At 67.2% G+C, this 22,092-nt stretch carries 19 protein-coding genes and 1 tRNA gene; 11 read left to right on the top strand and 9 right to left on the bottom strand.

Going from position 1 to position 22,092, the window contains the following annotated elements; genetic code table 11:
- Nucleotides 1-109 precede the first annotated feature (109 nt).
- Nucleotides 110-1,375 (top strand): DUF445 family protein, encoded by a 1,266-nt coding sequence (locus tag RH90_RS12030; protein WP_010185923.1) that lies wholly within the window; start codon nucleotides 110-112, stop codon nucleotides 1,373-1,375.
- 95 nt (nucleotides 1,376-1,470) lie between these two features.
- On the opposite strand, the gene RH90_RS23455 is transcribed toward RH90_RS12030, so the two are convergent.
- Nucleotides 1,471-1,701: a hypothetical protein gene (locus RH90_RS23455; protein WP_010185922.1), complete on the bottom strand. Its 231-nt coding sequence runs from the start codon at nucleotides 1,699-1,701 to the stop codon at nucleotides 1,471-1,473.
- Between the two features lie 168 nt (nucleotides 1,702-1,869).
- Nucleotides 1,870-2,541, bottom strand: a complete 672-nt coding sequence (locus RH90_RS12025; RefSeq protein ID WP_010185920.1) for an HAD family hydrolase — start codon at nucleotides 2,539-2,541, stop codon at nucleotides 1,870-1,872.
- Nucleotides 2,542-2,604: 63 nt separating this feature from the next.
- Between RH90_RS12025 and RH90_RS12020 the strand changes: the two genes are divergently transcribed.
- From RH90_RS12020 to RH90_RS12005, 4 genes are read left to right on the top strand one after another with little or no spacing between them, the layout of a single operon-like run.
- A complete protein-coding gene (locus RH90_RS12020; RefSeq protein WP_010185919.1) occupies nucleotides 2,605-3,702 on the top strand; it encodes an ABC transporter permease in 1,098 nt (365 codons plus the stop codon).
- Nucleotides 3,699-4,535 (top strand): ABC transporter ATP-binding protein, encoded by an 837-nt coding sequence (locus RH90_RS12015; protein WP_010185918.1) that lies wholly within the window; start codon nucleotides 3,699-3,701, stop codon nucleotides 4,533-4,535. Before RH90_RS12020 ends, RH90_RS12015 begins: the two co-directional genes overlap by 4 nt.
- Entirely contained in the window at nucleotides 4,535-5,506 is a 972-nt protein-coding gene (locus tag RH90_RS12010) for an MlaD family protein (protein ID WP_010185917.1), read from the top strand. Before RH90_RS12015 ends, RH90_RS12010 begins: the two co-directional genes overlap by 1 nt.
- Nucleotides 5,503-6,099, top strand: a complete 597-nt coding sequence (locus RH90_RS12005; protein WP_010185916.1) for an ABC-type transport auxiliary lipoprotein family protein — start codon at nucleotides 5,503-5,505, stop codon at nucleotides 6,097-6,099. Before RH90_RS12010 ends, RH90_RS12005 begins: the two co-directional genes overlap by 4 nt.
- 28 nt (nucleotides 6,100-6,127) lie before the next feature.
- Here RH90_RS12005 and RH90_RS12000 read toward each other — a convergent pair whose 3' ends face one another.
- Nucleotides 6,128-7,021, bottom strand: a complete 894-nt coding sequence (locus tag RH90_RS12000; RefSeq protein WP_010185915.1) for a peptidylprolyl isomerase — start codon at nucleotides 7,019-7,021, stop codon at nucleotides 6,128-6,130.
- A gap of 109 nt (nucleotides 7,022-7,130) precedes the next feature.
- Between RH90_RS12000 and RH90_RS11995 the strand changes: the two genes are divergently transcribed.
- Together RH90_RS11995 and RH90_RS11990 are read left to right on the top strand one after the other, a co-directional pair.
- Nucleotides 7,131-7,221: transfer RNA gene (locus RH90_RS11995), tRNA-Ser, on the top strand.
- Nucleotides 7,222-7,617: 396 nt separating this feature from the next.
- The gene (locus RH90_RS11990; RefSeq protein WP_198283406.1) at nucleotides 7,618-8,868 is read left to right on the top strand and encodes a c-type cytochrome; all 1,251 of its coding nucleotides are present in this window, start codon (nucleotides 7,618-7,620) and stop codon (nucleotides 8,866-8,868) included.
- 51 nt (nucleotides 8,869-8,919) lie between these two features.
- Here RH90_RS11990 and RH90_RS11985 read toward each other — a convergent pair whose 3' ends face one another.
- The 6 genes from RH90_RS11985 to RH90_RS11960 all read right to left on the bottom strand — a co-directional run bounded on the left by RH90_RS11985 (nucleotide 8,920) and on the right by RH90_RS11960 (nucleotide 17,910).
- Nucleotides 8,920-9,447, bottom strand: a complete 528-nt coding sequence (locus RH90_RS11985; protein ID WP_010185913.1) for a hypothetical protein — start codon at nucleotides 9,445-9,447, stop codon at nucleotides 8,920-8,922.
- The gene (locus RH90_RS11980; protein ID WP_010185912.1) at nucleotides 9,447-14,429 is read right to left on the bottom strand and encodes a DUF11 domain-containing protein; all 4,983 of its coding nucleotides are present in this window, start codon (nucleotides 14,427-14,429) and stop codon (nucleotides 9,447-9,449) included. Before RH90_RS11980 ends, RH90_RS11985 begins: the two co-directional genes overlap by 1 nt.
- Nucleotides 14,430-14,508: 79 nt before the next feature.
- A complete protein-coding gene (locus RH90_RS11975) occupies nucleotides 14,509-15,597 on the bottom strand; it encodes a DUF11 domain-containing protein (protein WP_037493403.1) in 1,089 nt (362 codons plus the stop codon).
- Between the two features lie 40 nt (nucleotides 15,598-15,637).
- Entirely contained in the window at nucleotides 15,638-16,111 is a 474-nt protein-coding gene (locus RH90_RS11970) for a DUF11 domain-containing protein (RefSeq protein WP_010185910.1), read from the bottom strand.
- Between the two features lie 11 nt (nucleotides 16,112-16,122).
- A complete protein-coding gene (locus RH90_RS11965; protein WP_010185909.1) occupies nucleotides 16,123-17,022 on the bottom strand; it encodes a hypothetical protein in 900 nt (299 codons plus the stop codon).
- 225 nt (nucleotides 17,023-17,247) lie between these two features.
- On the bottom strand, nucleotides 17,248-17,910 hold the full coding sequence (locus RH90_RS11960) for a response regulator (protein WP_157134580.1): 663 nt from the start codon (nucleotides 17,908-17,910) through the stop codon (nucleotides 17,248-17,250).
- Nucleotides 17,911-18,019: 109 nt separating this feature from the next.
- On the opposite strand from RH90_RS11960, the gene RH90_RS11955 reads away from it, so the two are divergent.
- The 4 genes from RH90_RS11955 to RH90_RS11940 are packed head-to-tail and all read left to right on the top strand — an operon-like array spanning nucleotide 18,020 to nucleotide 22,086.
- Nucleotides 18,020-18,664 carry a LuxR C-terminal-related transcriptional regulator gene (locus RH90_RS11955; RefSeq protein ID WP_010185907.1) on the top strand — a complete coding sequence of 215 codons (645 nt, stop codon included), beginning with the start codon at nucleotides 18,020-18,022 and terminating at the stop codon, nucleotides 18,662-18,664.
- Nucleotides 18,661-21,174 (top strand): ATP-binding protein, encoded by a 2,514-nt coding sequence (locus tag RH90_RS11950; protein ID WP_010185905.1) that lies wholly within the window; start codon nucleotides 18,661-18,663, stop codon nucleotides 21,172-21,174. The genes RH90_RS11955 and RH90_RS11950 overlap by 4 nt, the downstream gene beginning before the upstream one ends.
- Nucleotides 21,171-21,575, top strand: coding sequence for a response regulator (locus RH90_RS11945; RefSeq protein ID WP_010185903.1), 405 nt, complete (start codon nucleotides 21,171-21,173; stop codon nucleotides 21,573-21,575). Before RH90_RS11950 ends, RH90_RS11945 begins: the two co-directional genes overlap by 4 nt.
- Nucleotides 21,550-22,086 (top strand): hemerythrin domain-containing protein, encoded by a 537-nt coding sequence (locus tag RH90_RS11940; RefSeq protein WP_081476937.1) that lies wholly within the window; start codon nucleotides 21,550-21,552, stop codon nucleotides 22,084-22,086. Before RH90_RS11945 ends, RH90_RS11940 begins: the two co-directional genes overlap by 26 nt.
- Nucleotides 22,087-22,092: the final 6 nt, after the last annotated feature.

The raw sequence follows: 22,092 nt of genomic DNA, 5'->3' as shown, positions 1-22,092 counted from the left end.
ATTATCCCACTGAATCATGGGACGTATTTTTGTATCATCGCCAATCCGGGTTGCAACCCGCGCTACGCGCGGTCTGGAACCATCCCGCCTGCACAGCGCTCACGCTTTCATGAGACGCCCCTTCCCCGCCGCGCGCCCGTTCGAGGCCCCGCCCGCCGGGCTGGTGCGGATGCGCTGGATCGCCGGCGGCCTGTTGATCGTCATGGCGGCGACCTTGCTCGTCACCCGCGCCTATGCGTCGGCCTATCCCGCGCTCGGCTTCGTTCGCGCCTTCGCGGAAGCCGCGATGGTCGGCGGCCTAGCCGACTGGTTCGCGGTCACCGCTTTGTTCCGCCACCCGCTTGGGCTGCCGATTCCGCACACCGCGATCATCCCGCGCAACAAGGATCGCATCGGCACGACGCTCGCGGCCTTCCTGCGCGACAATTTCCTGATTCCCGGCGTCGTCGCGCGGCGGATGCGTGGGGTCGACGTGGCCGGCGCGGCGGGGCGCTGGCTCGCCAACCCGCCGGGCGGCGACGGGCGGATCCGCCGCGGCGCCGCGGGGCTCGCGATCCACATGCTCGAGGCGTTCGACCAGCAGCGGCTCGGCGGGATGGTCAAGGCCGGGATCGGCGCGCGACTGCGCGCGCTCGACGTCTCGCCTTTGCTCGGCCAGGCGCTAACCGCGGCGATTGCCGAGGATCGCCACCTACCACTGCTCGACGGGATCGTCAAATGGGGCGCGCGGCTGCTCACCGCGAACGAACAGCTCATTCGCCAGATGGTGTCGGACCGGTCCGGCAATCTCATGCGGTGGACCGGGCTCGACGAGACGCTCGCGAGCAAGATCATCGACGGACTGAATGGCTTGCTGACAGGGATCGCCGAGGACCCCGGGCACCCGTTGCGTGCCAAGGCCGAGGAAGCGCTCGCCACGCTCGCGCACGATCTGATCCACGATCCCGCGATGCGCCTGCGCGTCGCCGCGGTGAAGGGCGAGATCATCGACAATCCCGCGATGCAGCGCTGGCTCGACGGGCTGTGGGAGCAGGCGCGCGGCGGGATGCTCAAGATTGCGCGCAACCCCGATGCGCTGCTCGCCGGCCCGGTCGGCGATGCGCTGCGACAATTGGGCGGCACGCTGCAGACCGACCCCAAGCTGCGGCGCACGATCAACCGCTTCGTGCGGCGTACCGTGGTCGGCATGGCGGCGGATTATGGCGATGCGATCGTCCGGCTGGTGTCGGAGACGATCCAGGGCTGGGACGCCGGCACGATCACGCGTCGGCTGGAGAATGCGGTCGGTCGCGACCTGCAATATATCCGGATCAACGGTACGTTGGTCGGCGGACTCGTCGGGCTCGCGATCCACGCGATCGATGTGGCGCTGTAGCGCCGCGGACCGGCCCGAAGCGCGTGCGTCGGCCGGTCCCCGCCCCGGCCCCGCGCAAACGATCGGCGCCGTAGCATCGAACGATCGCGGGTCGGTCAGCCTACTGCCGCTTCCTGACCTCCCGGCGGGGTGAGCCACCCGAGGGCGAAGGTCACCACCACCGTTATCGATGCCGCAACCTGCTGATCGATCCCGGCGTTCGCATAGGTGTTGAGAACGAAGACCAGAATGCCCGACAACGCCGCTCCGACAGCTGCCCCCGCCACTTTGAGACGCGGAATGTTCGTTACAACGACACCGGAAGACGTCTTGATCGCCGATCGCATACTATCTCTCCCTATTCTTGGCGTTTAGGGCTCCAACTGTGACATAATGCGGAGTTTACGTAAAATCACTAATCGCATTTTCTGCAATACATAGCTCAACAGCAAATTCGACACACCTTTATTGCTGTTCTGTTATACATAATGCGGTGAAAGCCGATCGACTGCGCCCTAGCGCGTCCAATCCACCACCCACCAGCCGCGCTCCCAGGCGCGGGCGCGCAATTGGGTATGCGGGTTGGCTGCGATCGCAACATCCGCCCATTCGAGCGACGGCATGTCCGAAACGTGATCGGAATAGAAGCGGATCGTCGCATCCGAACGCGCGATCCGCTCCCCCGCCAGCCACGCCTCGAGCATCGCGCGTTTCGCCGGTCCGTAGCAATTCTCGCCGCGGATCCGCGCATGGATCACGCCGTGATCGCGCTCGACATCGGTCGCGATCACCGTGTCGAAGCCGAGTCGCGCCGCGATCGCCGCGGCGTAGAAACCGTACGATGCCGTCGCCAGCACCAGCCGGTTGCCCGCAGCGCGGTCTTCCGCGATCTGCGCGAGCGCACCGGCATAGACGCCTGTGGCGACCACGCGCTCGGCGAAGCGCGCGGCGGCGCGCGCCGCGACCGGCTCGGGCAGGGTCGGCCCGAGCAGCAGACGCTGCGTGATTTCCTTCAGCCGCGCGCGCCCGATCAGCCGCGCGGCATAGCCGAGCGTCGCCAGCGCCGCGACCGGCAGCAATGCCAACCGCCAGGGCGCCTCGCGCTTGGCGGTCTGCACGAGGAACGAAGTCCAGGTCGGCGCGTAAGTGATTGTCTTGTCCATATCATAGACGGCAATGTGATGCATTTACGCGCCTTACGCCGGACGAGCCTTGCCGATCCAGCCCGTTTGCAGCACAGAAGGCGACAGATGACCGAACCGGCCGCCTTCTCCCACGATACCGACGTCGTACGCTTCACCGGCAGCCTATCTCTGGCGAAGATCGGCGATTTACCAGAGCGTTTGCGTGCCTTCGACGGGAAGATATCGCGAATCGACCTGAGCGGGATCGAACGAATCGACACCGTCGGGGCATGGCTGGTCCATCGCTTCGCCGCAGAACACGATGCCGAGATCACCGGGCTCGACGCCGATGGCGCACATTTGCTCGAACAGGTCTCGGCGGCCGATCAGCCCGTGGCGATGCGCCCCGTCGCGCGCGGCACGCTGATTCGCACGATCGGCGAGATCGGGGATGCGGTCGTCGCGACCGGTAACACGCTGTACGGCTTGCTCGGCTTTCTCGGCGCGACGCTGATCGCCTTCTGGCACGTCGCAACGCATCCCAAGCGCTTCCGCTTCAACGCCGTCGTCCAGCGCTTCGAGGTCGTCGGCGTCAACGCGCTCGCGATCGTCGGGCTGATGAGCTTTCTGATCGGGATCGTCATCGCGCAGCAGGGCGCGGTGCAGTTGCAGCAGTTCGGCGCCGAATTCCTCACGATCAATCTGGTCGGGCGAATCACGCTGCGCGAACTCGGCGTGCTGATGACCGCGATCATGGTCGCGGGGCGCTCGGGCTCGGCCTTCGCCGCGCAGATCGGCACGATGAAGCTAACTGAGGAGGTCGATGCGATGCGCACGATCGGCGTCTCGCCGATGGAGGCGCTGGTGCTGCCGCGCGTGCTTGCGACCGTCATCATGATGCCGCTGCTCGGCATGTACGCTTCGATCGTGACGATCATCGGCGGCGGGCTATTGTGCTGGATCACGCTCGGCATCCCGCCGGTGACCTTCATCCAGCGCCTGCGCGAAGTCGTGCCGATCACCGATCTCTATGTCGGGCTGGTCAAGGCGCCGGTGTTCGGGCTGATCATCGCGGTCGCCGGCTGTTTCCAGGGCATGCTGGTCGAAAGCGACGCCGAACAGGTCGGCACGCGCACCACCGCCGCGGTCGTCCAGGCGATCTTCCTGGTGATCGTGATCGACGCCTTCTTCGCGGTCTTCTTCACATCGATCGGCTGGATATGACGCAGACCGAACGCGACGACAAAAAGCAGGGCGACGACGTGATCGTCGTGCGTGGACTCAAGAACGGCTTCGGCGAGCAGATCGTCCATGACGGGCTCGACCTGACCGTGCGGCGCGGCGAGATCTTCGGCGTGGTCGGCGGCTCGGGGACGGGAAAGTCGGTGCTGATGCGCTCGATCATCGGGTTGCAGACCCCGCTGGCGGGCGAGATCGAAGTGTTCGGCGAACCGACGATCGAGCGCGAGGAGACCGAGCTCACCGATCTGACCAAGCGCTGGGGCGTGCTGTTCCAGGGCGGTGCCTTGTTCTCGACGCTCACGGTCGCGGAAAACGTCCAGGTGCCGCTGCGCGAATTCTACCCCGGGCTCGATGCCGCGCTGCTCGACGAGATCGCGGCCTATAAGGTCGTGATGACCGGCCTCCCCGCCGATGCCGGGCCGAAATTCCCCGCCGAGCTTTCGGGCGGCATGCGCAAGCGCGCAGGCCTTGCCCGCGCGCTCGCGCTCGACCCCGAACTGCTCTTCCTCGACGAGCCGACCGCGGGGCTCGATCCGATCGGGGCTGCGGCATTCGACGAACTCACCGCATCGCTGCAGAAGACGCTCGGGCTGACCGTCTTCCTGATCACGCACGACCTCGATACGCTCTACGCGATCTGCGACCGCGTCGCGGTGCTCGCCGACAAGAAGGTGATCGCGGTCGGGACGATCGACGAACTGCTCGCGCTGGACCATCCGTGGATCCAGGAATATTTCAAGGGACCGCGCGGCCGCGCCGCGACCGCGACGATCCAGCATAACAAAGACGTGGCGAAAGCTGAGGGCAATAGCTGATGGAAACCCGCTCGAACCATGTGCTCGTCGGCAGCGTCGTGCTGATCCTGCTGGCGGTGATGCTGCTGTTCCTCGTCTGGATCGCGCGCTGGGGCACCGCGACCAACAAGGAATATGACATCTTCTTCAAGCAGTCGGTCGACGGCTTGGCGAAGGGGTCGGCGGTCGCCTTTTCGGGCGTGCCCTCGGGCCAGGTCAAGGACATCAAGCTGTGGAAGCCCGACCCCCAGCTCGTCCGCGTCCGCATCAGCGTCAATCCCGACACGCCGATCCTCGTCGGCACCACCGCGACGCTGCAGGGCAGCTTCACCGGCACCAGCACGGTGCAGCTCGACGGCGCGATCAAGGGCGCCCCGCCGATCGCCTGCCCGGTCGAGAATCCCCTCAGCGACTGCCCCAACGGCGTGCCGACGATCCCGACCAAGCCCGGCGGCCTCGGCGCGCTGCTGAGCTCGGCGCCGCAGTTGCTCGAGCGCATCTCGACGCTGACCGAGCGCCTGTCGGACATGCTGTCGGACAAGAACCAGCAGTCGATCGCCGGCATCCTTGCCAACACCAACAAGCTGACCGCCGCGCTCGCCGATCGCGGGCCCGAGATCGCGGCGACGCTCGCCGAATCGCGCGTGACGATCCAGAAAGCCGGGCTTGCCGCCGATCAGTTCTCGGCCTTGGCGAAGACCACCAACGGCATGCTGCAGACCGACATCCACCCGCTGATGGGCAATCTCAACAAGACGATCGCCTCTGCGCAGCACAGCATGGAATCGCTTGATGCGGCGATCGGCGATGCGCGGCCCGGCCTGCAGTCCTTCTCGAAGCAGACGATCCCCGAAGTCGGCCAGCTCGTCCACGATCTGCGCGAGATGTCGCAGGCTTTGACGTCGGTCGCTGAGAAGCTCGACCGCGGCGGCGCGACCTCGCTGATCGGCCAGCCGAAATTGCCTGATTACAAGCCCGGAAAGGGACAGTGACCATGATCCGCTCCAAGACGCTGCTGGCGCTCTTTGTCGCCGCCCCGCTCGCCGGCTGCATCAGCTTCGGCGCGAAGCCCCCGCCCTCGCTCCTGTCGCTGACGTCGGCGGCGAGCGTGCCGGCCGGGCAGACGCAATCCTCGGCGACATCGCCGACGATCACGATCCTCGTCCCCGGCGCGGCACAAGCGATAGCGGGCGTGCGCGTGCCGGTGCAGGCGAGCCAGACCTCAATCGCTTATGTCGAAAAGGCGCAGTGGGTCGAGCCACCCAACCGGATGTTCGTCCGTCTGCTGATCGACACCGTCCCCGCGCGGACCGGCCGGATCGTGCTGAGCAGCGCGCAGTCCTTCTCCGACCCCGGCGCGATCCTGTCGGGCGAGCTGCGCGCTTTCGGCGTCGACGCGGCGACCAAGGAAGCCGTCGTCACCTTCGACGGCTCGCTGATCCGCACCACCGGCAAGGTCGTCGAGAAGCGCCGCTTCGAAGCCCGCGTGCCGGTGACGGCGATCGCCGCGGCCCCCGTCGGCCAGGCGCTCAACACCGCCGCCAATCAGGTCGCGGCCGAGATCGCCGACTGGGTGGGACGCTGACCCCGTCCCACCGGCGGGGCAGCAAGCGCTAGCGCGCCACCGGGCGTACCGGCACGATCAGATTGCACAGGTCCGCCGCGCCGGCGGGCACGGTGAAGAACGGGCCGCCGCGATTCGCGCGCGCCTCGAGCGTCGCCCCGAACACGGCCGCATCGGGTCGCAGATATTGGAACGCCGGACGCTCCGCTGCGGGCAGATCGGCGACGATCGCGATCCGCTTGATCGGCACGCGCTGCTTGGGATCGGTATAGAGGCCGAGCCCCCCGCCCGTCCCGCGCGGCAGTGCCGACAGCGCCGCCATTCCGTCGATCACGCGCCCGACCAAGGCGATATTGCGGTCGAGATGGCGCGGCGCATGGCCGATCACGGTGTAGAGGTCACCGCCGGTCCCGGTATCGGGCGCGAGATCGCGCGCGACGCCGACCATGCCGTAGCAATGCGGCAGCCATTGCCGCGTCCCGTCGCCGGCGACCGCCCAGCCGCTTGCGGTGAAGCCGGTCCGGCTGGCATAGGCATCGCGATACGGATTGGCCACCGCCGTGCCATGCGCGCCCCAGGCCCATTCATATTCCGCCGGCGGCGTGCGATCGATTCCCGCGGCGGGGGGCTTCTTCTCAGTCGCGTCGCCCCATTGCGTGACGTAATCGTCCTGCACGCGATAGACGGTCGCGTCGTTCCACCAGCCCGCGCGCGCGATCGTACGGATGTTGGCGACATGCGCAGGGGCGAAGGCCGAGGCAAGCCAGATCACGCTGCGCTGCCCGTCGGCAAAGTCGATCTGGAGCAGATCCTGCGGATCGATCGTCGCCCACGCGCTCGCCGGCGCTCCGGCGGCCAGTTGCGCGGCGGTCGGCTTGGCAGCGGGTGCCGGCGCGGCTTGGGCGGCGGCGAGCAGGGCGAAGAGCGGGAAGAGCATCGGCATGGCCGCAGCGTGCCCGCTCGCGCATCGCCACGCAATCCCCGGTCATGCCGCACAAGCCTTGCGCCGCTCACCGCGAGGCTCTAGGGCCACCCTCCTGTCCAGGACATGCGGAGCGGTGGCCGAGTGGTCGAAGGCGCTCGCCTGGAAAGTGAGTATACGTCAAAAGCGTATCGAGGGTTCGAATCCCTCCCGCTCCGCCACTTACCTCGACCAACCGATTGTTCAGAACGATTTGTTGGCGACGAGATGATTACGCCCCCCTCGTTCGTTCCCATATGGCGAGGGAATGATCACCTCTTCGAGCACGGCTAGCGAAGCACTGGGTAGGAAAGGTCATGCCGGCCAAGAAGGGGAAACCTTAGGCGCTGCGCGCACATGCCCCCCGGGCACCGCCAACGATCGAGATCGTACCGCGAGGCGTACATCGGCGAGATGGCCGATGCGACGGCACATCGAAACCTGTCGTAACAGCCCGGGCTCGCGTCGGCGCGACGATGATCGACTGCCGCCAACCCGATGCTCGCCGGAACTTTTTCCCCCGACCACGAGTCTGTAGCTCTCGCGGGCGGCATTCAGAGGTGTGAATGGCGAGATCGGTGCTTTCGTTGCGTTGGATCAGAACGCTGTTTCCGGCGCGCTGGACGCAATGGGTGGGACCCTTCCTTCTTGCCGGCGCTGCTGCCGGCCTGTTTGCGATGGGTATCCTGGTGAGCGGCGTCGCGAATCTCGCCGCCTCCACCCCGCATCCGGAAGGCTGGGCACGCCTCCTCCACTACGCCTTTCAGCGCTCGACCGCGCACCACGCGGCCGACATCACTTCGCCGTCCGATCTGGCCAACATCGCGCTGATCGCCAAGGGCGCCGGCTATTACGGCACCGCCTGCGCGCATTGCCATGGCGGACCGGGGCTCGGGCAGAACCCGATCGTGCTGTCGATGCGCCCGCGACCGCAATATCTGGTGCGCGAGGCCGGGACGTTCCGGGCGTCGGAACTGTTCTACATCGTCAAGCACGGCGTCAAATATAGCGGCATGCCCGCCTATCCGGCGCAGGACCGCGATGACGAAATCTGGTCGATCGTGGCGTTCCTGCAAGCGCTGCCCAAGCTGACCACCGCGCAATATCGCGCACTTGCCTATGGCGACGCGCTCAAGACGCCCGACTCGACCGCGGTCGTTCCGCTCGGCGACGGCTTCGCCAGACGGCCCTACAGCTTCGCGCATTCCGACGAATGGCCGCTCGAGAGCAGCTATACCCATCCCGCGATCGGGTTCGACACCTTCTCGATCGACGGCGCGGTGACGAAGACCTGTTCCCGCTGCCATACCGATGCGGGCAGCGGGCGCGACGGCGGCGCGATCCCCAATATCGCGATCCTCAAGCCCGACTATATCCGCAAGGCTTTGACCGACTATGCCAGCGGCAAGCGCCACAGCGGCTTCATGCAGCCGGTCGCGACGCAGCTCGACGACCGCCAGATCGCGCAACTCGCCGGCTATTACGGCGCGCAGCCGCAGCACCGCTCGGACAGCGCGGCGGCGAGCGCGGATGTGCTCGCGCGCGGCCGGCGGATCGCGACTGTCGGCATCCCGGCGCGCGGGCTCGGCGGCTGTGCCGACTGTCACGACATCACCAAGGCGGCGGCGAAGGCCTTTCCGGCGATCGACGGGCAGCACCGGCTGTATCTCGCCGACCGGCTGCGCCAGTTCCGCACGGTTCCCGAGAAGGCCGGCGGCAATCCGATGATCGCGATCGCGCATCGGCTGAAGGACGGCGACATCGACGCAGTCGCCGCCTTCTATGCCGCCCGTACCCCCGGAGCGCCCAGTCCGATCGCTGGCAAATGATTAGTCCAAAAGCACAGATCCGCTACCTCGCCCGGCGGATCTTGCAAATGCTCAGCGGATCCTCACGCGATAGCGGATCTGGAAGCTGCCGAGCACTTTGAAGCTCGAGCGCGGCTTGATCCGGATCGCGCGGACCCGCGCGTCGTAGCCGTTGGCGTCGGGCGTCGGGACATAGGCCCAGCTGCTGCCGTCGTAGAAATCGAAACAATCGGTCGTGCTGGCGAGCGAGACGTACGGGCAGGTCAATCCGCTGCCGAGCAAGCCGACCAGCCCGCCATCGGCGAACTCGATCGGCCCAGCGCCGCCGGTGAGATCGGCGACGCGGAGCACGACGCTCGTCGGCAGCACGTCGTCGATCTGGAGCGCGTTGACCGTATTGGTGGTATTGCCGACCGGGTTGGTGAACAGCACCTTATATTCGACCACCGCGCCGGGAAGCGATTTGGGCGCCGCGTTGCCGAGCGGATCGGACAGCACGGTGGCGGTCTTTGTGGCGGTAAGGTCCGCGCCGGACGCGCTGCCCGGCCACGGCAGCGCACACACGGCGATCAGGACGATGCGGGCAAGCGACGCGCGCATCACCGGCCCACCCCGAACAACGCACGACCCGCGCGCCCGAGCGAGCCCTGGTCGAACTTGAGCCGCGCCGTCACATAGCCCCCCGCGCGCGAATAGCGATCATCCTCGAAATCGCGGTCGCGATAGCCCGCGACGTTATAGCCCGCGGTGATCCACACGTTGGCGGCCGGAGAAACGCCGATCGTCGGGCCATAACTGTACGACACCACCCCCCGCTCCCAGGCATGCTGCGCCGATGCCTGCACCCCGATATCGAAGCGACGCCCGACATCCTTGCGCACATCGACGCCGATCGCATCGACATAGCCGGTGTAATCGTCGGCGCCGAAACTGCCGCGGACCCATTTCGACCCGTAATAGACCGTTGCCTCGAGCCCATGCCCGCGCCCCTCATTGCCCGTGCGATAATTCAGCGCGAGGTTGTTGATCACGCGGAGCGTCGCCTGAAAGCCGCCGCCATAGGACGAGACGGCGAGCACATTGCTGCTGTCGATCCCCGCATCGGCATGTTCCTGGCGAAACTGGAGCCGCTCGAGCACCGACCAGCGGCTGTCCTGCGGTCGCAGCGCGAGTGCGAGGTCGGCGGTGAGCGAGGCGGCCGACGCGCCCAGCCGGTCGGTCAGCGCGGCATAGTGGATTCCCGCCGCGAGCGTCTGCCCCTGCCCGAGGGTCCGCAGGAAATCGCTCGTGATCGTCCAGCGCACGTCGCGGTCCGAGCGGCGATGTTCGAGCCGACCGTGGAGCGACCACAATTCGGCGCGATACCCGGCGCCGACCGTCGCCGCGACATAGTCGCCGTCGTTCTGATAGGTGCCCGCGGTCGCGCCGTTGGCGGTGCTGGCGAAAGCGTCGATGAACGCGCCGGTCGGCACCTTGCCGCGCACCGTGCTGCTCGCATCGAGCGTGAAATCGATCGTCCAGCGCTTGCCGATCGGCAGCGACTGGGCGAGGCCGTATTGCGCGTAGGTGCGCTGCCCGTTCTCGCCGATCGCCTGCTGGTTGAGCGTCGACATCAGCTTCGCCCCGGTCCACGGCGCGACGTCGAACCCGACGCGCGCGGTGCCCACCGTGAAATCCTTGCCCTGCGCATATTCATAGCCGCCGAGCAGGCGGATGCCGTCGCGCACGCGCCACGCCGCGGTGAGTTGTTGGCGGAGTGGGAAATCGACGCTCGCGCGCTCGCCGCCGGGCGCGACCTGCGCCTGCGCGCCGAGCTCGAGCTTGCCGCCGAACAACGCCTGCGTGCCCCCCAGCGTCAGCAGCCGCGAATGCCGCGCCTGCCCGTCGATGCCGGTATCGTCGGCAAAGGTGCCGCCGACGAACAGCGTGCCGGTCGCGCGGCGATATTCGAGCCGCGCCTCGGCGGCATTGCGCGCGCCGGGGCCATCGAGCTGGACGGCGTTCCACGCTGTCAGCGTCATCGAAAGCTTGCTGCCGAGCGCGACGCGTCCATCGATCCCGAACTTGCGCGTTCCCGCCTCCACGACGTTCTGCTGGCCAAGCCCGAACGCCTGGTCCTGGCTGCGGCCATAGACCAGCACGTCGACCCCGCCGCGATGCAGCTCGGCTTCGCCCAGCCAGGCGCGGCCCGCTCCGATCCCGCTTGCCCCGCCAGCGGCATATTCGGCGCGAATTTCGCTGTCGACGGTGGGTTTCGCTTTGAGGTCGATCCCGACGACAGTGCCGTTCCCGACCGTCGCATCGCGCAGCACGCTCGCGCCGAGCTGGACCCTGCCCCCCGCCAGCCGCGTCGTCGCCCGCCCGCCCGCGGCGAGCTTGCGCAGCGTGCTTTCGGTCTCGTAATCGACGACGATGAAGACCGGGTTGAGCGCCGCATCGCGCCCGAGGATCGGCTCGCGGAAGCGGATCGTGCCGGCGGCGGGATCGATATCGTAATCGATGTGCCGCGTCATCTGCGTGCTGGTCAGGACGCGGTCGGGGCGAATGCGGTCACGCACTTCGAGCCGCAACTGGTCGCTATTGGGCACGATGTTGCGCCCCGACAGGCGATACGGCCCCGACAGGCCATTGCCCTGAATCTCGTCGCGGCCATGGAGCTGGTCGGTATTGGCGGCAAAGGCGCTGAACATCAGCCGATTGCCCTGATATTCGGCCTTCACGCCGTTGAGCGTGCGGCTGTAGCGCGTCAGCTGCGTGTCGGTCAGCCCGGTCTCGAAATCGCCGAGCAGCGCGTAGAGGTTGCGCCGCTCGAGCCGCAGATAGAGCTTGCGCTGCGTCGCCGCGTCATAGCCCTGCGCGCTACCGTCGCCATAGACGGTGTAATAGCGATCGGGGTCGATCTGGCCGAGCAGCCCGCGGCTACGGTCGATCTTGCGGTCGCTGTCATAGGCGAGCGTCATCAGCCACGAACCCTTGATCCGCCCCTTGGCGTAGAAAGCGAGCTGCCCGTCGCTGACCATGCCGCCGCGCATCCCCGGCGGCAGCGACCGGGTCCGCGTCGCGAGCGTGTCATAGCCGATCGTCCCCGCGCCGAAGCCGACCACCACCCAGTCGCGCGTCGAGGCGGCGAGCCAGGCGCGCACGTCGCTCGTCCGCACCGTCTTTTCCTGCGTCAGGCTGATCACGGCGTGGACCGCGCCGGCGTGGGTGGTCGGCTGGAGCGCGATGAAGGCGAGACCGTCGTCGCCAGTGACACGCGCAGTGGTCTGCGCGCGCCCCTTGCCGGCGAGCTGCCGCGCCTGGTCGAGCTCGACCTCGATCGCGGCGGTATAGGGCTGGTCGACCTTGAACGGAACGAGCGTGCCGTCGCGCACCGGATGCCCGGTCCGGTCGGTGACACGCACCGCGATCAGCGGGCGCGTCATGCCATCGGCCACGAGCCGGCTGGCGGCCGGAACGACCACCGCGCGATCGGCGAGGCTCGCGGACCGCACCGACCGCGTCAACGTCGCGACGACGCCGCCATCCGCCGCGAGAACGCGCGCCTCGATGCTATTGTCGCCGTCCTTCAGCGCGATCCCCGACCAGCGTGCGAGTGCGATCGTCTTCTCCGGATTGACGTCGGTCGTGTCGAACAGCAGCGGATCGACCAGCGCGCCATTGACCGAGAGCGCGACGCGCTGTCCAGGCAGATGCTTGACGACGACGCGCGTCACCGGCGCACGCGGGTTGTAGTCGGGGGTCGGGAACAGCAAGGCCACGCCCGGCTGCTGGCCTGCGAACCAATCACGGTCGCCCGCCGCATAGGCGCTGCTTGCAACGCTGATCGGGAGCGCTTCGGCCGCGGCGGCCTTCACGCCGGTCGGGCGCAGCTGGAAATCGACGCGCTTGAGGAGACCGCCCTCGGCCTCGACGAAGCGCGAGATCGCGCTGCCCGCGGTACGGGTGTCGCTGTCACACGCGACCGGTTGATAGGACCCCGGGATGCTGTTGGTGTCGAGCTGGACGACGTGGCGGCCGGGGCGGATGCCCTCGACGTGATAATAGCCGTCGCGATCGGTCGCGACATAGGTGCCGTCCTCGAGCAGCAGACGGATCCCGGGGATGCCCTTGAGCCCGCGATCGGGATCGCCGCAGCCGCCCTCGGTGACGCGGCCGATCAGCGTGAAGCCGTCGGTGAAGAGCAATGGCGTGATCCGCACCGCCGCCGCCGCCTCGTTGCTCGTCGCGCCGGCATTGCCCGAGGCGAGCACGCGATTGACCGCCTCACCCGCCGGCGCGCCAGGCGCGATCGTGACGACATAGCGCACGTCGAGCGTCGCCCCGCCAGCAACCGCGGGAACGGTGAAATCGAGCCGCCGCCCGTCGCTCGACACGGCCGGTTCGTCAGACCCACGCGCCGAGCCGCGTTCATAGCGCAACCCGGGCGGCAGGATGTCGGTCAGATGCACCCGCAGCGCCGCATCGCGCCCCCGATTGGCGAGCGTGACGCGATATTGCACGAAGTCCCCAGGCGACGCCTCGCGCACCGAGGCGACCTTGGTCAGCAAGAGACTGGTGTCGCCGACGCGGTCGACGGGCACGTCGACATAGAAAGGATCGGGCGTCGTCAGCGCGAAGGTCCGGCCGAACGACCCGTCGTTGATCAGGAAACTCGCGCCTTGCGGGTCCTTGATTGCGGCGAGCTCGCTCGGAGTCTTGGTCGAGGGCGCGACATAGGGCGTCGGCGGCTCGATCTTGAGGTGATAGGTCCCGAGCGCGACATAGGGGAAGCGGTAATTGCCCTGCGGGAAGGCGTAGGTCCGCCCGCTCGCATCGGTCGCCGAGGCGCCGCTGACGACGCTCGACGGATAGCGGCTGATGCCGTCGTCGCCGAACACGGTGGCGGGCTGGTCGTTCGCGTCGATCAAGGTGATGCGAACGCCATCGACCAGCGCCCCGCTCGCCGAATCGAAGACATAGCCCGCCGGATCGACCAGCACCGACTTGGTCGAGCCATAGCTATAGTCGTCCTCGGCGAAGCTCAGCGTCAGATGCTCGCCGCGCACGCGGGTCGGATCGCAGGCTGCGGTGGCGGGATCGCTTCCCGCCTCGGGTACCCCGCCGGCGAAGACGCCGGTATCGGGGCCGGTCTCGAGCAGCGTCAGGCGACCGGCATAGCTTTCGGTCGAGACGGTGATGCTCGCCTGCTCGCGCTTGAGCGGATCGCGATTGCCGCCGGGATTGTCGAGCACCAGGATCAACGGGATGTCGGTGTCGAGCGCCTTGAGCGGCGGCGCCGCGGCGAGCGTCGCGACGTCGATCGGCGCGGGGGTGAATTGGAGCGTCGGCGTCGTCTGGCACGACAGGCCGGTGAGCTGATAACCGACCGGAAGCAGACGGAAACTGAGCGACGTGGGACGCTTCGCACGATCGACATCGATGGCGACGGCGTTTGACGCCACGCTTTGTCGGCCGTTCGGCGCATCGAAGCCGAGCGTCGCGATATTCGAGATGCGCGCGACGTCCTGCGCCGTCGCGGGGGCGACGGACGCCAGCCCGAGCAAAGCGGCGAAGGCGGAAAGGACGCGCGGATGGGGCATAGGCCGGGTGTCCCCGGCGCGCAGGATTCCCTGCGCGCCGAAGCACGATCTCCTTGGTCAAACGGGTGTGGAGGCGGACCTAGTTGATCGTCACGCGGAACGAGACCGCGACGGTCCCGCCCCCGATCACCGTGCCGATATTGGCGATGATCGCATTGGTCGGCGTGTCATAGCTGCCGGTGAAGGGCGCGGTGATCGTCGGCAACAGCGTGCAGGTCCCGCCCGGCAGGCCGATCGCGAGCGAGCCCGGCACATAGGTGGTGTTGGTGGGGATCGGATCGGTGATGACGACCCCGTTCGCCGCCGCGGTGAGCGTCGCATTGTTGGCGAGCATGCAATATTGCACCACCGCGCCGGGCAGTGCTTTGGGGTTGGCGGCGTTGACGCCGTCGGACAGGATCAGCGCGGTTTTGTTGACGCTTAGCGCGACGTTGCGGGTGCCGATCGCATAGGACGCATAGGCCCAGCCCTGCCCGTTGCGCGCGATGTCGACGCCGAGCCCGTCGCTGTCGCCATCGGCGAAGACTACATCGACGGTATTGTCGGCATTGCCGAGGTTGAGGTCGGTCGGAACCAGCGCGGTTCCCTGCGTACCCGTGGCCCCGCCTCCGGCGGCGATGACCTGCAGCGCGACGTCGGCCTGATTGATCGTCGCCGTCGAAGGAATATCGCCGACGATGAACACTTCGATCGAGGCATCGGGGGCGAGCTCGTCGATGAACGTCGCGGTGTCGACGCCGGGGTCGTAGGTGCCGTTCTTGTTCGAATCGACATAGATTTTGAGGTTGGTCAGGTCGAAATCGTCGGTCCCGGTGAGCAGACCGCCGACGATCCCCGTCTGATAGGCGGTGAGCAGGAAATCCTGCGTGCCGTTGGTCGTGTTGGTGACCTTGAAGCTGGTATAGGCGCCGGTCTGGCTGAGATTGACCTGCGTCGCCCCGGTCTGATCGCGGATCACGGTGAAATTGACCTTGCGATCGACGACGAAACTCGCCGTGGTCGAATTGGTCGTCTGCGTCGTGCCGTTGACGCTGTAGGTGACCGAGGCGGTGTTGCTGACCGTCGTCCCAGCCGTGGTGCTTTGCGCCGCGGTCTGCGCATGCGCTGCACCGGAGGCGAATACCGTCGCGGTGCCGGCCAAGAGGAATCCGTAGGTGGTACGCTTCACAATCTTCACTCCCTGTTAGATCTACGCTTCAGAAAAAAGGTTATTTGAGAACGGCCTGGAAGGAGAGCTGCCCTTGCGCTCCGGCCGGCACGGTGTTGGCGAGGCGCCACCGCACGCTGGTGACGTCGTCGGGCGCGGCGGCGCGCGTTGCGCCGTCGGCGAGACGGACGCGCAGCGTCGCGAGCGGGCCATAGATCTTGCCATCGACCGACACGTCGGGCGCGGCCGAGCTCTGCGACGGGCCGCGATAGGCGATCGCCGCGGGCACCGGATTGTCGAGCACGATGTTGCCGATCGGCTGGCTGCCGGTATTGCGATAGCCGAGCACGAAGATCACGCGGTCCCCCGGCACGACCTTCCGCGCGGGCACGAGCGCGACACGCACGCTGCCATCGGCGGCGCGAGTCTTCTGCTCGGTCAGCACCTTGGCGGTGACCTGGAGCGGCCCCGCCGCGAGAGCAGGGGTCGCCAGCAGGCCGGCTAACATCAGGAACGCTTTGGAACGCAGGTACATGGTAGGTCTCCTCACAAGATTTTCACACTGAACTGGACGGTATGGCTGCCCGCTGTGGCGAGATCGCCGAGCCGGACGTGGATCGCGGCCGCATCCGCCGTGCCGGGGTCGGCATCGGCGCGATCGCTCAGCGCGACCGTGTCGAGCGCGAGGCTGTCGGCGAGATAGGCGGTGCCCGCGGGGATCGGATCGTCGATCGTCACTCCGCGCATCGGGCCGGGAAGCGTGGCGACGAGCGTGTAGGTGATAATCGCGCCGCGCATCGCGCGGCTGCTGCCGTCGGGCGCCTTGATCATCTGCGATTTGGCGAGCGCCGGTTGCACAGCCGCACGCGACAGCGTGCTGATCGCGCTCGCGCGGCCGCCCGTCGCCCCGACGACCGCGTCGCTCCCGTTCGCGCCGACGCCGGCGAAGACGGTGCCGGCCGCGCCGGTCCCCGCCTGCGCGGTAACGGTCGCGGTGATCGTTGCTGCGGCGGCGACCAGCGCGCCGTCGATCAGGACGAAGATCCGCGCCTGCTCGCCCGCGGCGAGCTGCAGCGTCAGCGGCGACACGATCGGATCGACATTGGCGTCGAACGCCGCGTCACGATCGCGGTCGAGCGCGACGCGATCGACGGCGACCCCCTGCTGAGTGCTCGTAATTGCGAGCGCGAAGGTCTGCGCACCGTTGCCGCTATTGGTGACGAGAAACGGCACGGCGAGCTGCGCCGATTGGACCGCGACGCTCGGCCGCTCGGCCTGGATCGTGACGTCGAGCCGTTCGGCCGCAAGCAGTGTGACGGTATTGGACGCGACCCGTTGCGCGCTGCCATTGGCATCGAAGGTCAGCGCGGCGGTGTTGACGATCGGCGTCCCGGCGGGGACCGCGGCGGTTGCCGGCGTCGCCGCAACAAGGCCGAGCAGGAGCATCAACCAAAGGCTGGGCAGCCTCGGCTTGCTTTGCGCGACAGCGACGGACGGGGGGCAATGCGGCACTTCTCACCTGCACAAAAGGACGTGCAGCGGTTGCGCAGCATTCAGGTTAAGCAGGTCCTACCGAGGTCGGATTGGTTCCCGCCGCTTCGACCAATGTCTAATTCCCGAACGACAATCGGGCGTTCGGGCGGCCCCAAGCGAGGGAAAGCCAGCGGTGGTCTATTGCGACACCGCAAAACGGGGATCGCGGTCGATCTGCGCGAGCGTGAGACGCGCCTCGCGGCGTGCATCGGGCGCGGATACAGCGTCCCCCTGCGACAGCCGGTCCCAACTCGCGCTGATCCGACCGAAGCCCAACGTCCCCGCGACCCCGGCGATCCGGTGCAGTTCGTCCGGCGACAAAGTGGTGCCCAAGCCGTTGAGCGCATCGGTCAGTTGCCTGCGAAACCGCGCGATGAGGGGCACGATCGCGGCCTCTCCGAATGTCTCGATCAGGCGGTGCGCGTCCGTCAGTTCGCCCACGGGCCGCCAAAGCGCGAGCGCAGCGACCAACGCTTCGGCCGTGGCAGGCTTTGCGATACGTCCGTCAAATCCTATCAAGAAGAAATCTTCGCCGGCCGATGCGGCCTGCGTGAAAATCAGGATCGGCGTGCTACGCGCCGGTCTTCCGGCGGCGCGCACCGCACCGACCGCGTTCGCGATGCCCGCGCCCAGCCGTTCGTCGAGCAGGATCAGATCCGGCCTATGGCGCTGCGCCTGGACCAGCAAAGATGCCTCCTCATGCGTTTCGATCACATGCCAGTCCGCACCAGACAGAACATCTCGAACGAAGCGACGATCGCCTTCCGCAGCGCCCCCCACAAGGATTGTCGAGAGATTCACTTAACCTCCATCAATGCTTGGTAGTAATATACCTAGACAGGCTGCTTTTTTTTGGCGAGGTTAATCGCGGTACCGAACGCAAAATCGGACACCGTGTAGGAGAGTTATTGTGCAGCTTGGTGGCCATGCGCTGGTCGCTGATGACCATCCCCTCACGCGCGAGGGGTTGGCGCTTGCGATCCGCGCCGCAGCACCGGGTATCGCGCTCGACAATGCGGGGTCGATTGAAGAAGCGGAGCGTGCGGTCGCGGCACGCAAGAGCGGCTACCGGCTTGTGCTCCTCGATTTCATCCTCCCCGATGCGCGCGGCTTTTCGGGTTTCCTCAAATTGCAGCATCTGCTCGCCGCGACTCCCATCGTCGTGGTGTCCGCGCGCGAAGATCCGGTCATCGTCGAAGCCGCACGCGCGCTCGGCGCCGCGGCCTTCGTATCGAAATCCGCCCCGCTCGACACACTCGCCGCCACTCTGCGGCGCGTGCTCGCCGGACAGGCGGTGTTTCCGCCGCAAGCCACCGGCAGTACGGCCGCGCGATCGGTGCGCGACCGCATCGCGACGCTGTCGAGCGCGCAGTTGCGCGTGCTGCTCGCGCTTGCCGATGGGCGGCTCAATAAGCAGATCGCCGACAGTCTCGATATCACCGAGGCCACCGTAAAGGCGCATCTGACCGTCATCTTCCGAAAGCTCGCGGTCGATAACCGCGCCCAGGCGTTGCTTGCGGTGCAACCGCTGCTCGCGGATTCGGGGGCGCCATGACCTTCGCGACCGAACAGGAAATCGTTCGGCCAAAGGCCCCCAATGCCGCCCAGTTCGTCCTGATAACCTTGCTCGCGCCGATGTTGCTGGCGGCCTTCTCGGTCTGGCTCGAGGCGGAGTATGCGAGCACCGACAGGCTGCGGCAGCAAGCGTATGAGGGCTTTGCCAATAGTGTCCGCGTGGCGACGCTGATCGAGCGTCTGACCGCGGCGGAGTCCGCGCAACGCGGCTTCGTCATCACCGGCGAACACCGCTTCCTCGACGCCTATGTGCAGGCGAGATCGACGACGGAATCGACCTTCTCGCGGCTGGCGCCCGGATTGCGTGCCGGGTCTATCGAGTGGCGGCGCTTCGCCACGCTGCAACGGCTCGCGCGGACCAAGTTCAATGAGATGGACGACGTCATCGCCAAGCGTCGCAACAGCGGGCTCGACGCCGCCGCACGGCAGGTCAGCTCGAATGCCGGCCAGCGGATGATGGAGCAGATCCGGTCCGAATCGGACGCCATGGTCGCCGTCGCCACACGCAACCGCGACGCCGAGGTCGCGCGGTATCGCGCGCGTGTCTATGCCGACGCGACGACGATCCGCATCGGCATCGGCTGTATCGGCCTCGCGATGTTTGCCGTGACATGGCTGATCTGGCGACAAGGCCTGGCGAAATATCGCTCGCGGTTGCAGACCTATGAGGTCGCCGAACGCAATCGCGCGATCCTGCAGAGCACGGTCGATGCGATCGTCATCTTCGATCCGACCGGGCGGATCGAAACCGTCAATGCTGCCGCCACGGCGATGCTCGGATACCGCGCCGCGGACTTGATCCGCCAGGACGTGTCGCTGCTGGTCCGGATGCGCAAGCCCGCCTTGCCGTTCCACCAACGGATCGGGCTGGTCGAGGGTCACCTCACCCAGCCGCATTGGCCCGACAGCAAGGTGATCCATCGCGACGGGCACGACGTTCCGGTCGATATCGCGCTGGGCGTGATGCGCCTGCCCGCGGGCGACTATATCGTCGCGTCGGCGCGCAACATCGCCGAGCGCAAGCGCACCGAACGCCTGAAGGACGAGCTCATTTCGACGGTGAGCCATGAGTTGCGCACGCCGCTTACCTCGGTGGTGGGCGCGCTCGGCCTGTTGCGGTCGGGCGCGGCCGGGGCGATCGCCGAGGCGCCCGGCCGCCTGATCGAGATCGCCGAGAACAATTCACGACGGTTGATCCGACTGATCAACGACATGCTCGATATCGACCGGATCCAGTCCGGGCAACTCACGCTCCAGCGCGAGCGCACCGACCTGCGCGAAATCGCAGCGCAAGCGTGCGAAGGCAGCGAGGGCGCCGCCGCTGCGTCGCGCGCGCGCATCGCGTGCAGACTTCCCGACCATCCGGTCGTGATCCTGGGCGATGCCGAGCGCTTGCTGCAGGTGATCTCCAATCTGGTATCGAACGCGTTGCGCGTCACGGCGACGGGCGGCGTGGTCGCGATCCGGGTTACGCAAACCGACGACGGCAAGGCGCTGGTCGCGGTCGATGACGACGGCCCGGGCATACCGCTGGCGTTTCGCGACCGCATCTTCGGCCGCTTCGAACGCGCCGCGATGGAGCGCGGCGTCGGGGCCGGGCTCGGCCTCGCCATCTCGCGCGAGATCATTCTCCGTCACGATGGACGTCTCTGGTTCGAGGATCGCCCGGAGGGCGGAACGCGCTTCGCCTTCGCGATCGACGCGCTGGACGAGGAGCCGCGCGATACGGTGGCCGGGACGATGCCGAAGGTCTTGCTGTGCACGTCGGATGGCGATCTCGTGGCACTGGTCCAGTCGTTGGGGCTTGATACGCCGTTCCAAACGGTTTTGGTCGACAGCGTTGCCGCGGCGACGTCCGCGCTCGCACGCGAGGGCCATGCCGCCTTCCTGCTCGAGCCTAGCATTTCCGGGGACACGGACACGGACGCCGCGGCGGTGCTCGGAGCGAGCCTCGAAGCGCTGACGCCGCCGATCCTGCTCGCCACTCCCGAGCACCGCATGCGCCTCGCAGCGCTGGCATCGCTCGATGGCGTGGAATGGATCGACACGCCGCCCGATCCGGCGCGGCTCGCCGCGACGATCCGCGCGACGCTCAGCCGGGCCTCCACACCGCGCCCGACGATCCTGCTACTCGACGACGATCTGGACGTGCTGCTCGTCACGGCGGCGGCGCTGCAGGGCGAGGCGCACGTGCTCAAGGCGACCGATCTCGAGACAGCGCGCGCGATGCTCGAATCGCACGCGATCGATATCGCGATCCTCGATTATGACCTTGGCGGCACTTCGGGCCTCGATCTGCTGCCCGCGCTGGCAACCGCGCGGCGCGGGGACCGACGCCGCGCTATCCCCGCGATCCTTTTCTCGGCGCGCGATGTCGATGCCGGTGTGGTCGATCGGGTCGATGCGGCGCTCGTCAAATCGCGCAGTTCGATCGGCGATCTCAAGGCGGCGATCCGGCGCAGCCTCGCGGCCACGGAGCAAGCATCATGACCCAGCACCTCAGCCTACTCTACGTCGATGACGATGCCGACATCCGGACGGTCGTCGAAATGGCGCTCGGGCTCGATCCGGCGATCACGGTGCGCACCACCGCCTCGGGAAGGGCGGCGGTCGCGTCGCTCGCCGTCGCGGACTGGATACCCGACGTGATCGTCCTCGACGTCATGATGCCCGACATGACCGGGCCCGAAACCCTCGCAGCCTTGCGGCGCAACCCGCGGCTCGCGCGGACGCCCGTATTGTTCATGACCGCACGCGGGCGCGATACCGACATCAAGGGCTATCTGGCAATGGGCGCAGCCGGCGTGATCCTCAAGCCGTTCGACCCGTTGCGTCTTGCGGCGCAGCTTCGCGCCTGTCTCGAAGATGCGCGATCGCTGCTCGACCGTTAGACTTTGGTCGGACGCGGCCGCATCCGACGGACACCCGCAACATCCTGTTAAGCGCAATATTCGACCACAGACAGGAAAGGCCTGTCTCATGATCGATCAGTTGCGGCACGACCATGACCGCCTCCGCGCGATCGCGGCGCAGCTTCGCACCTTGCTCAACCAGGACGGCGCACGCATCGGCTTGTGCTTCGCTGCCGCGCGATGGGCCTTCACGCGCGAATTGTTGCGCCACATGGCGATGGAGAAGCAGTTCCTGCGCGAGCAGCAGCACGCATGCGCCGACGTATCGACGCGTTCGCCACACAATGCGGACAATCTCGAACGTCGCTTTCGCGACCATCTCGCACGCTGGAGCGCGATGGAGATCGATGCGAACTGGAAGGACTATTGTCGGGATCTCCGCGAAATTCTCGACGTCCTGGAACAACGCATGCGCTTCGAGGAACGCACGGTCTTTCCCCGTGCGGGTCGCCCGGCGACATCGATCGGAAGCCCTAAATCGCGTCCATGATGGCGG

Origin of the sequence: Sphingomonas sp. PAMC 26605 (assembly GCF_000241485.1) — a bacterium.
Lineage (GTDB): Bacteria > Pseudomonadota > Alphaproteobacteria > Sphingomonadales > Sphingomonadaceae > Sphingomonas.
The sequence above is the reverse complement of the archived record's forward strand: the minus strand, read 5'-3'. Positions and strand labels throughout refer to the sequence as shown.

Excerpts from the sequence above, each read along its gene's own strand:
- RH90_RS12030 (WP_010185923.1), top strand. The coding sequence starts at position 110 with ATGAGACGCCCCTTCCCCGCCGCGCGCCCGTTCGAGGCCCCGCCCGCC.
- RH90_RS23455 (WP_010185922.1), bottom strand. The coding sequence starts at position 1,701 with ATGCGATCGGCGATCAAGACGTCTTCCGGTGTCGTTGTAACGAACATT.
- RH90_RS12025 (WP_010185920.1), bottom strand. The coding sequence starts at position 2,541 with ATGCATCACATTGCCGTCTATGATATGGACAAGACAATCACTTACGCG.
- RH90_RS12020 (WP_010185919.1), top strand. The coding sequence starts at position 2,605 with ATGACCGAACCGGCCGCCTTCTCCCACGATACCGACGTCGTACGCTTC.
- RH90_RS12015 (WP_010185918.1), top strand. The coding sequence starts at position 3,699 with ATGACGCAGACCGAACGCGACGACAAAAAGCAGGGCGACGACGTGATC.
- RH90_RS12010 (WP_010185917.1), top strand. The coding sequence starts at position 4,535 with ATGGAAACCCGCTCGAACCATGTGCTCGTCGGCAGCGTCGTGCTGATC.
- RH90_RS12000 (WP_010185915.1), bottom strand. The coding sequence starts at position 7,021 with ATGCCGATGCTCTTCCCGCTCTTCGCCCTGCTCGCCGCCGCCCAAGCC.
- RH90_RS11985 (WP_010185913.1), bottom strand. The coding sequence starts at position 9,447 with ATGCGCGCGTCGCTTGCCCGCATCGTCCTGATCGCCGTGTGTGCGCTG.
- RH90_RS11980 (WP_010185912.1), bottom strand. The coding sequence starts at position 14,429 with ATGCCCCATCCGCGCGTCCTTTCCGCCTTCGCCGCTTTGCTCGGGCTG.
- RH90_RS11970 (WP_010185910.1), bottom strand. The coding sequence starts at position 16,111 with ATGTACCTGCGTTCCAAAGCGTTCCTGATGTTAGCCGGCCTGCTGGCG.
- RH90_RS11965 (WP_010185909.1), bottom strand. The coding sequence starts at position 17,022 with ATGCTCCTGCTCGGCCTTGTTGCGGCGACGCCGGCAACCGCCGCGGTC.
- RH90_RS11950 (WP_010185905.1), top strand. The coding sequence starts at position 18,661 with ATGACCTTCGCGACCGAACAGGAAATCGTTCGGCCAAAGGCCCCCAAT.
- RH90_RS11945 (WP_010185903.1), top strand. The coding sequence starts at position 21,171 with ATGACCCAGCACCTCAGCCTACTCTACGTCGATGACGATGCCGACATC.
- RH90_RS11940 (WP_081476937.1), top strand. The coding sequence starts at position 21,550 with ATGCGCGATCGCTGCTCGACCGTTAGACTTTGGTCGGACGCGGCCGCA.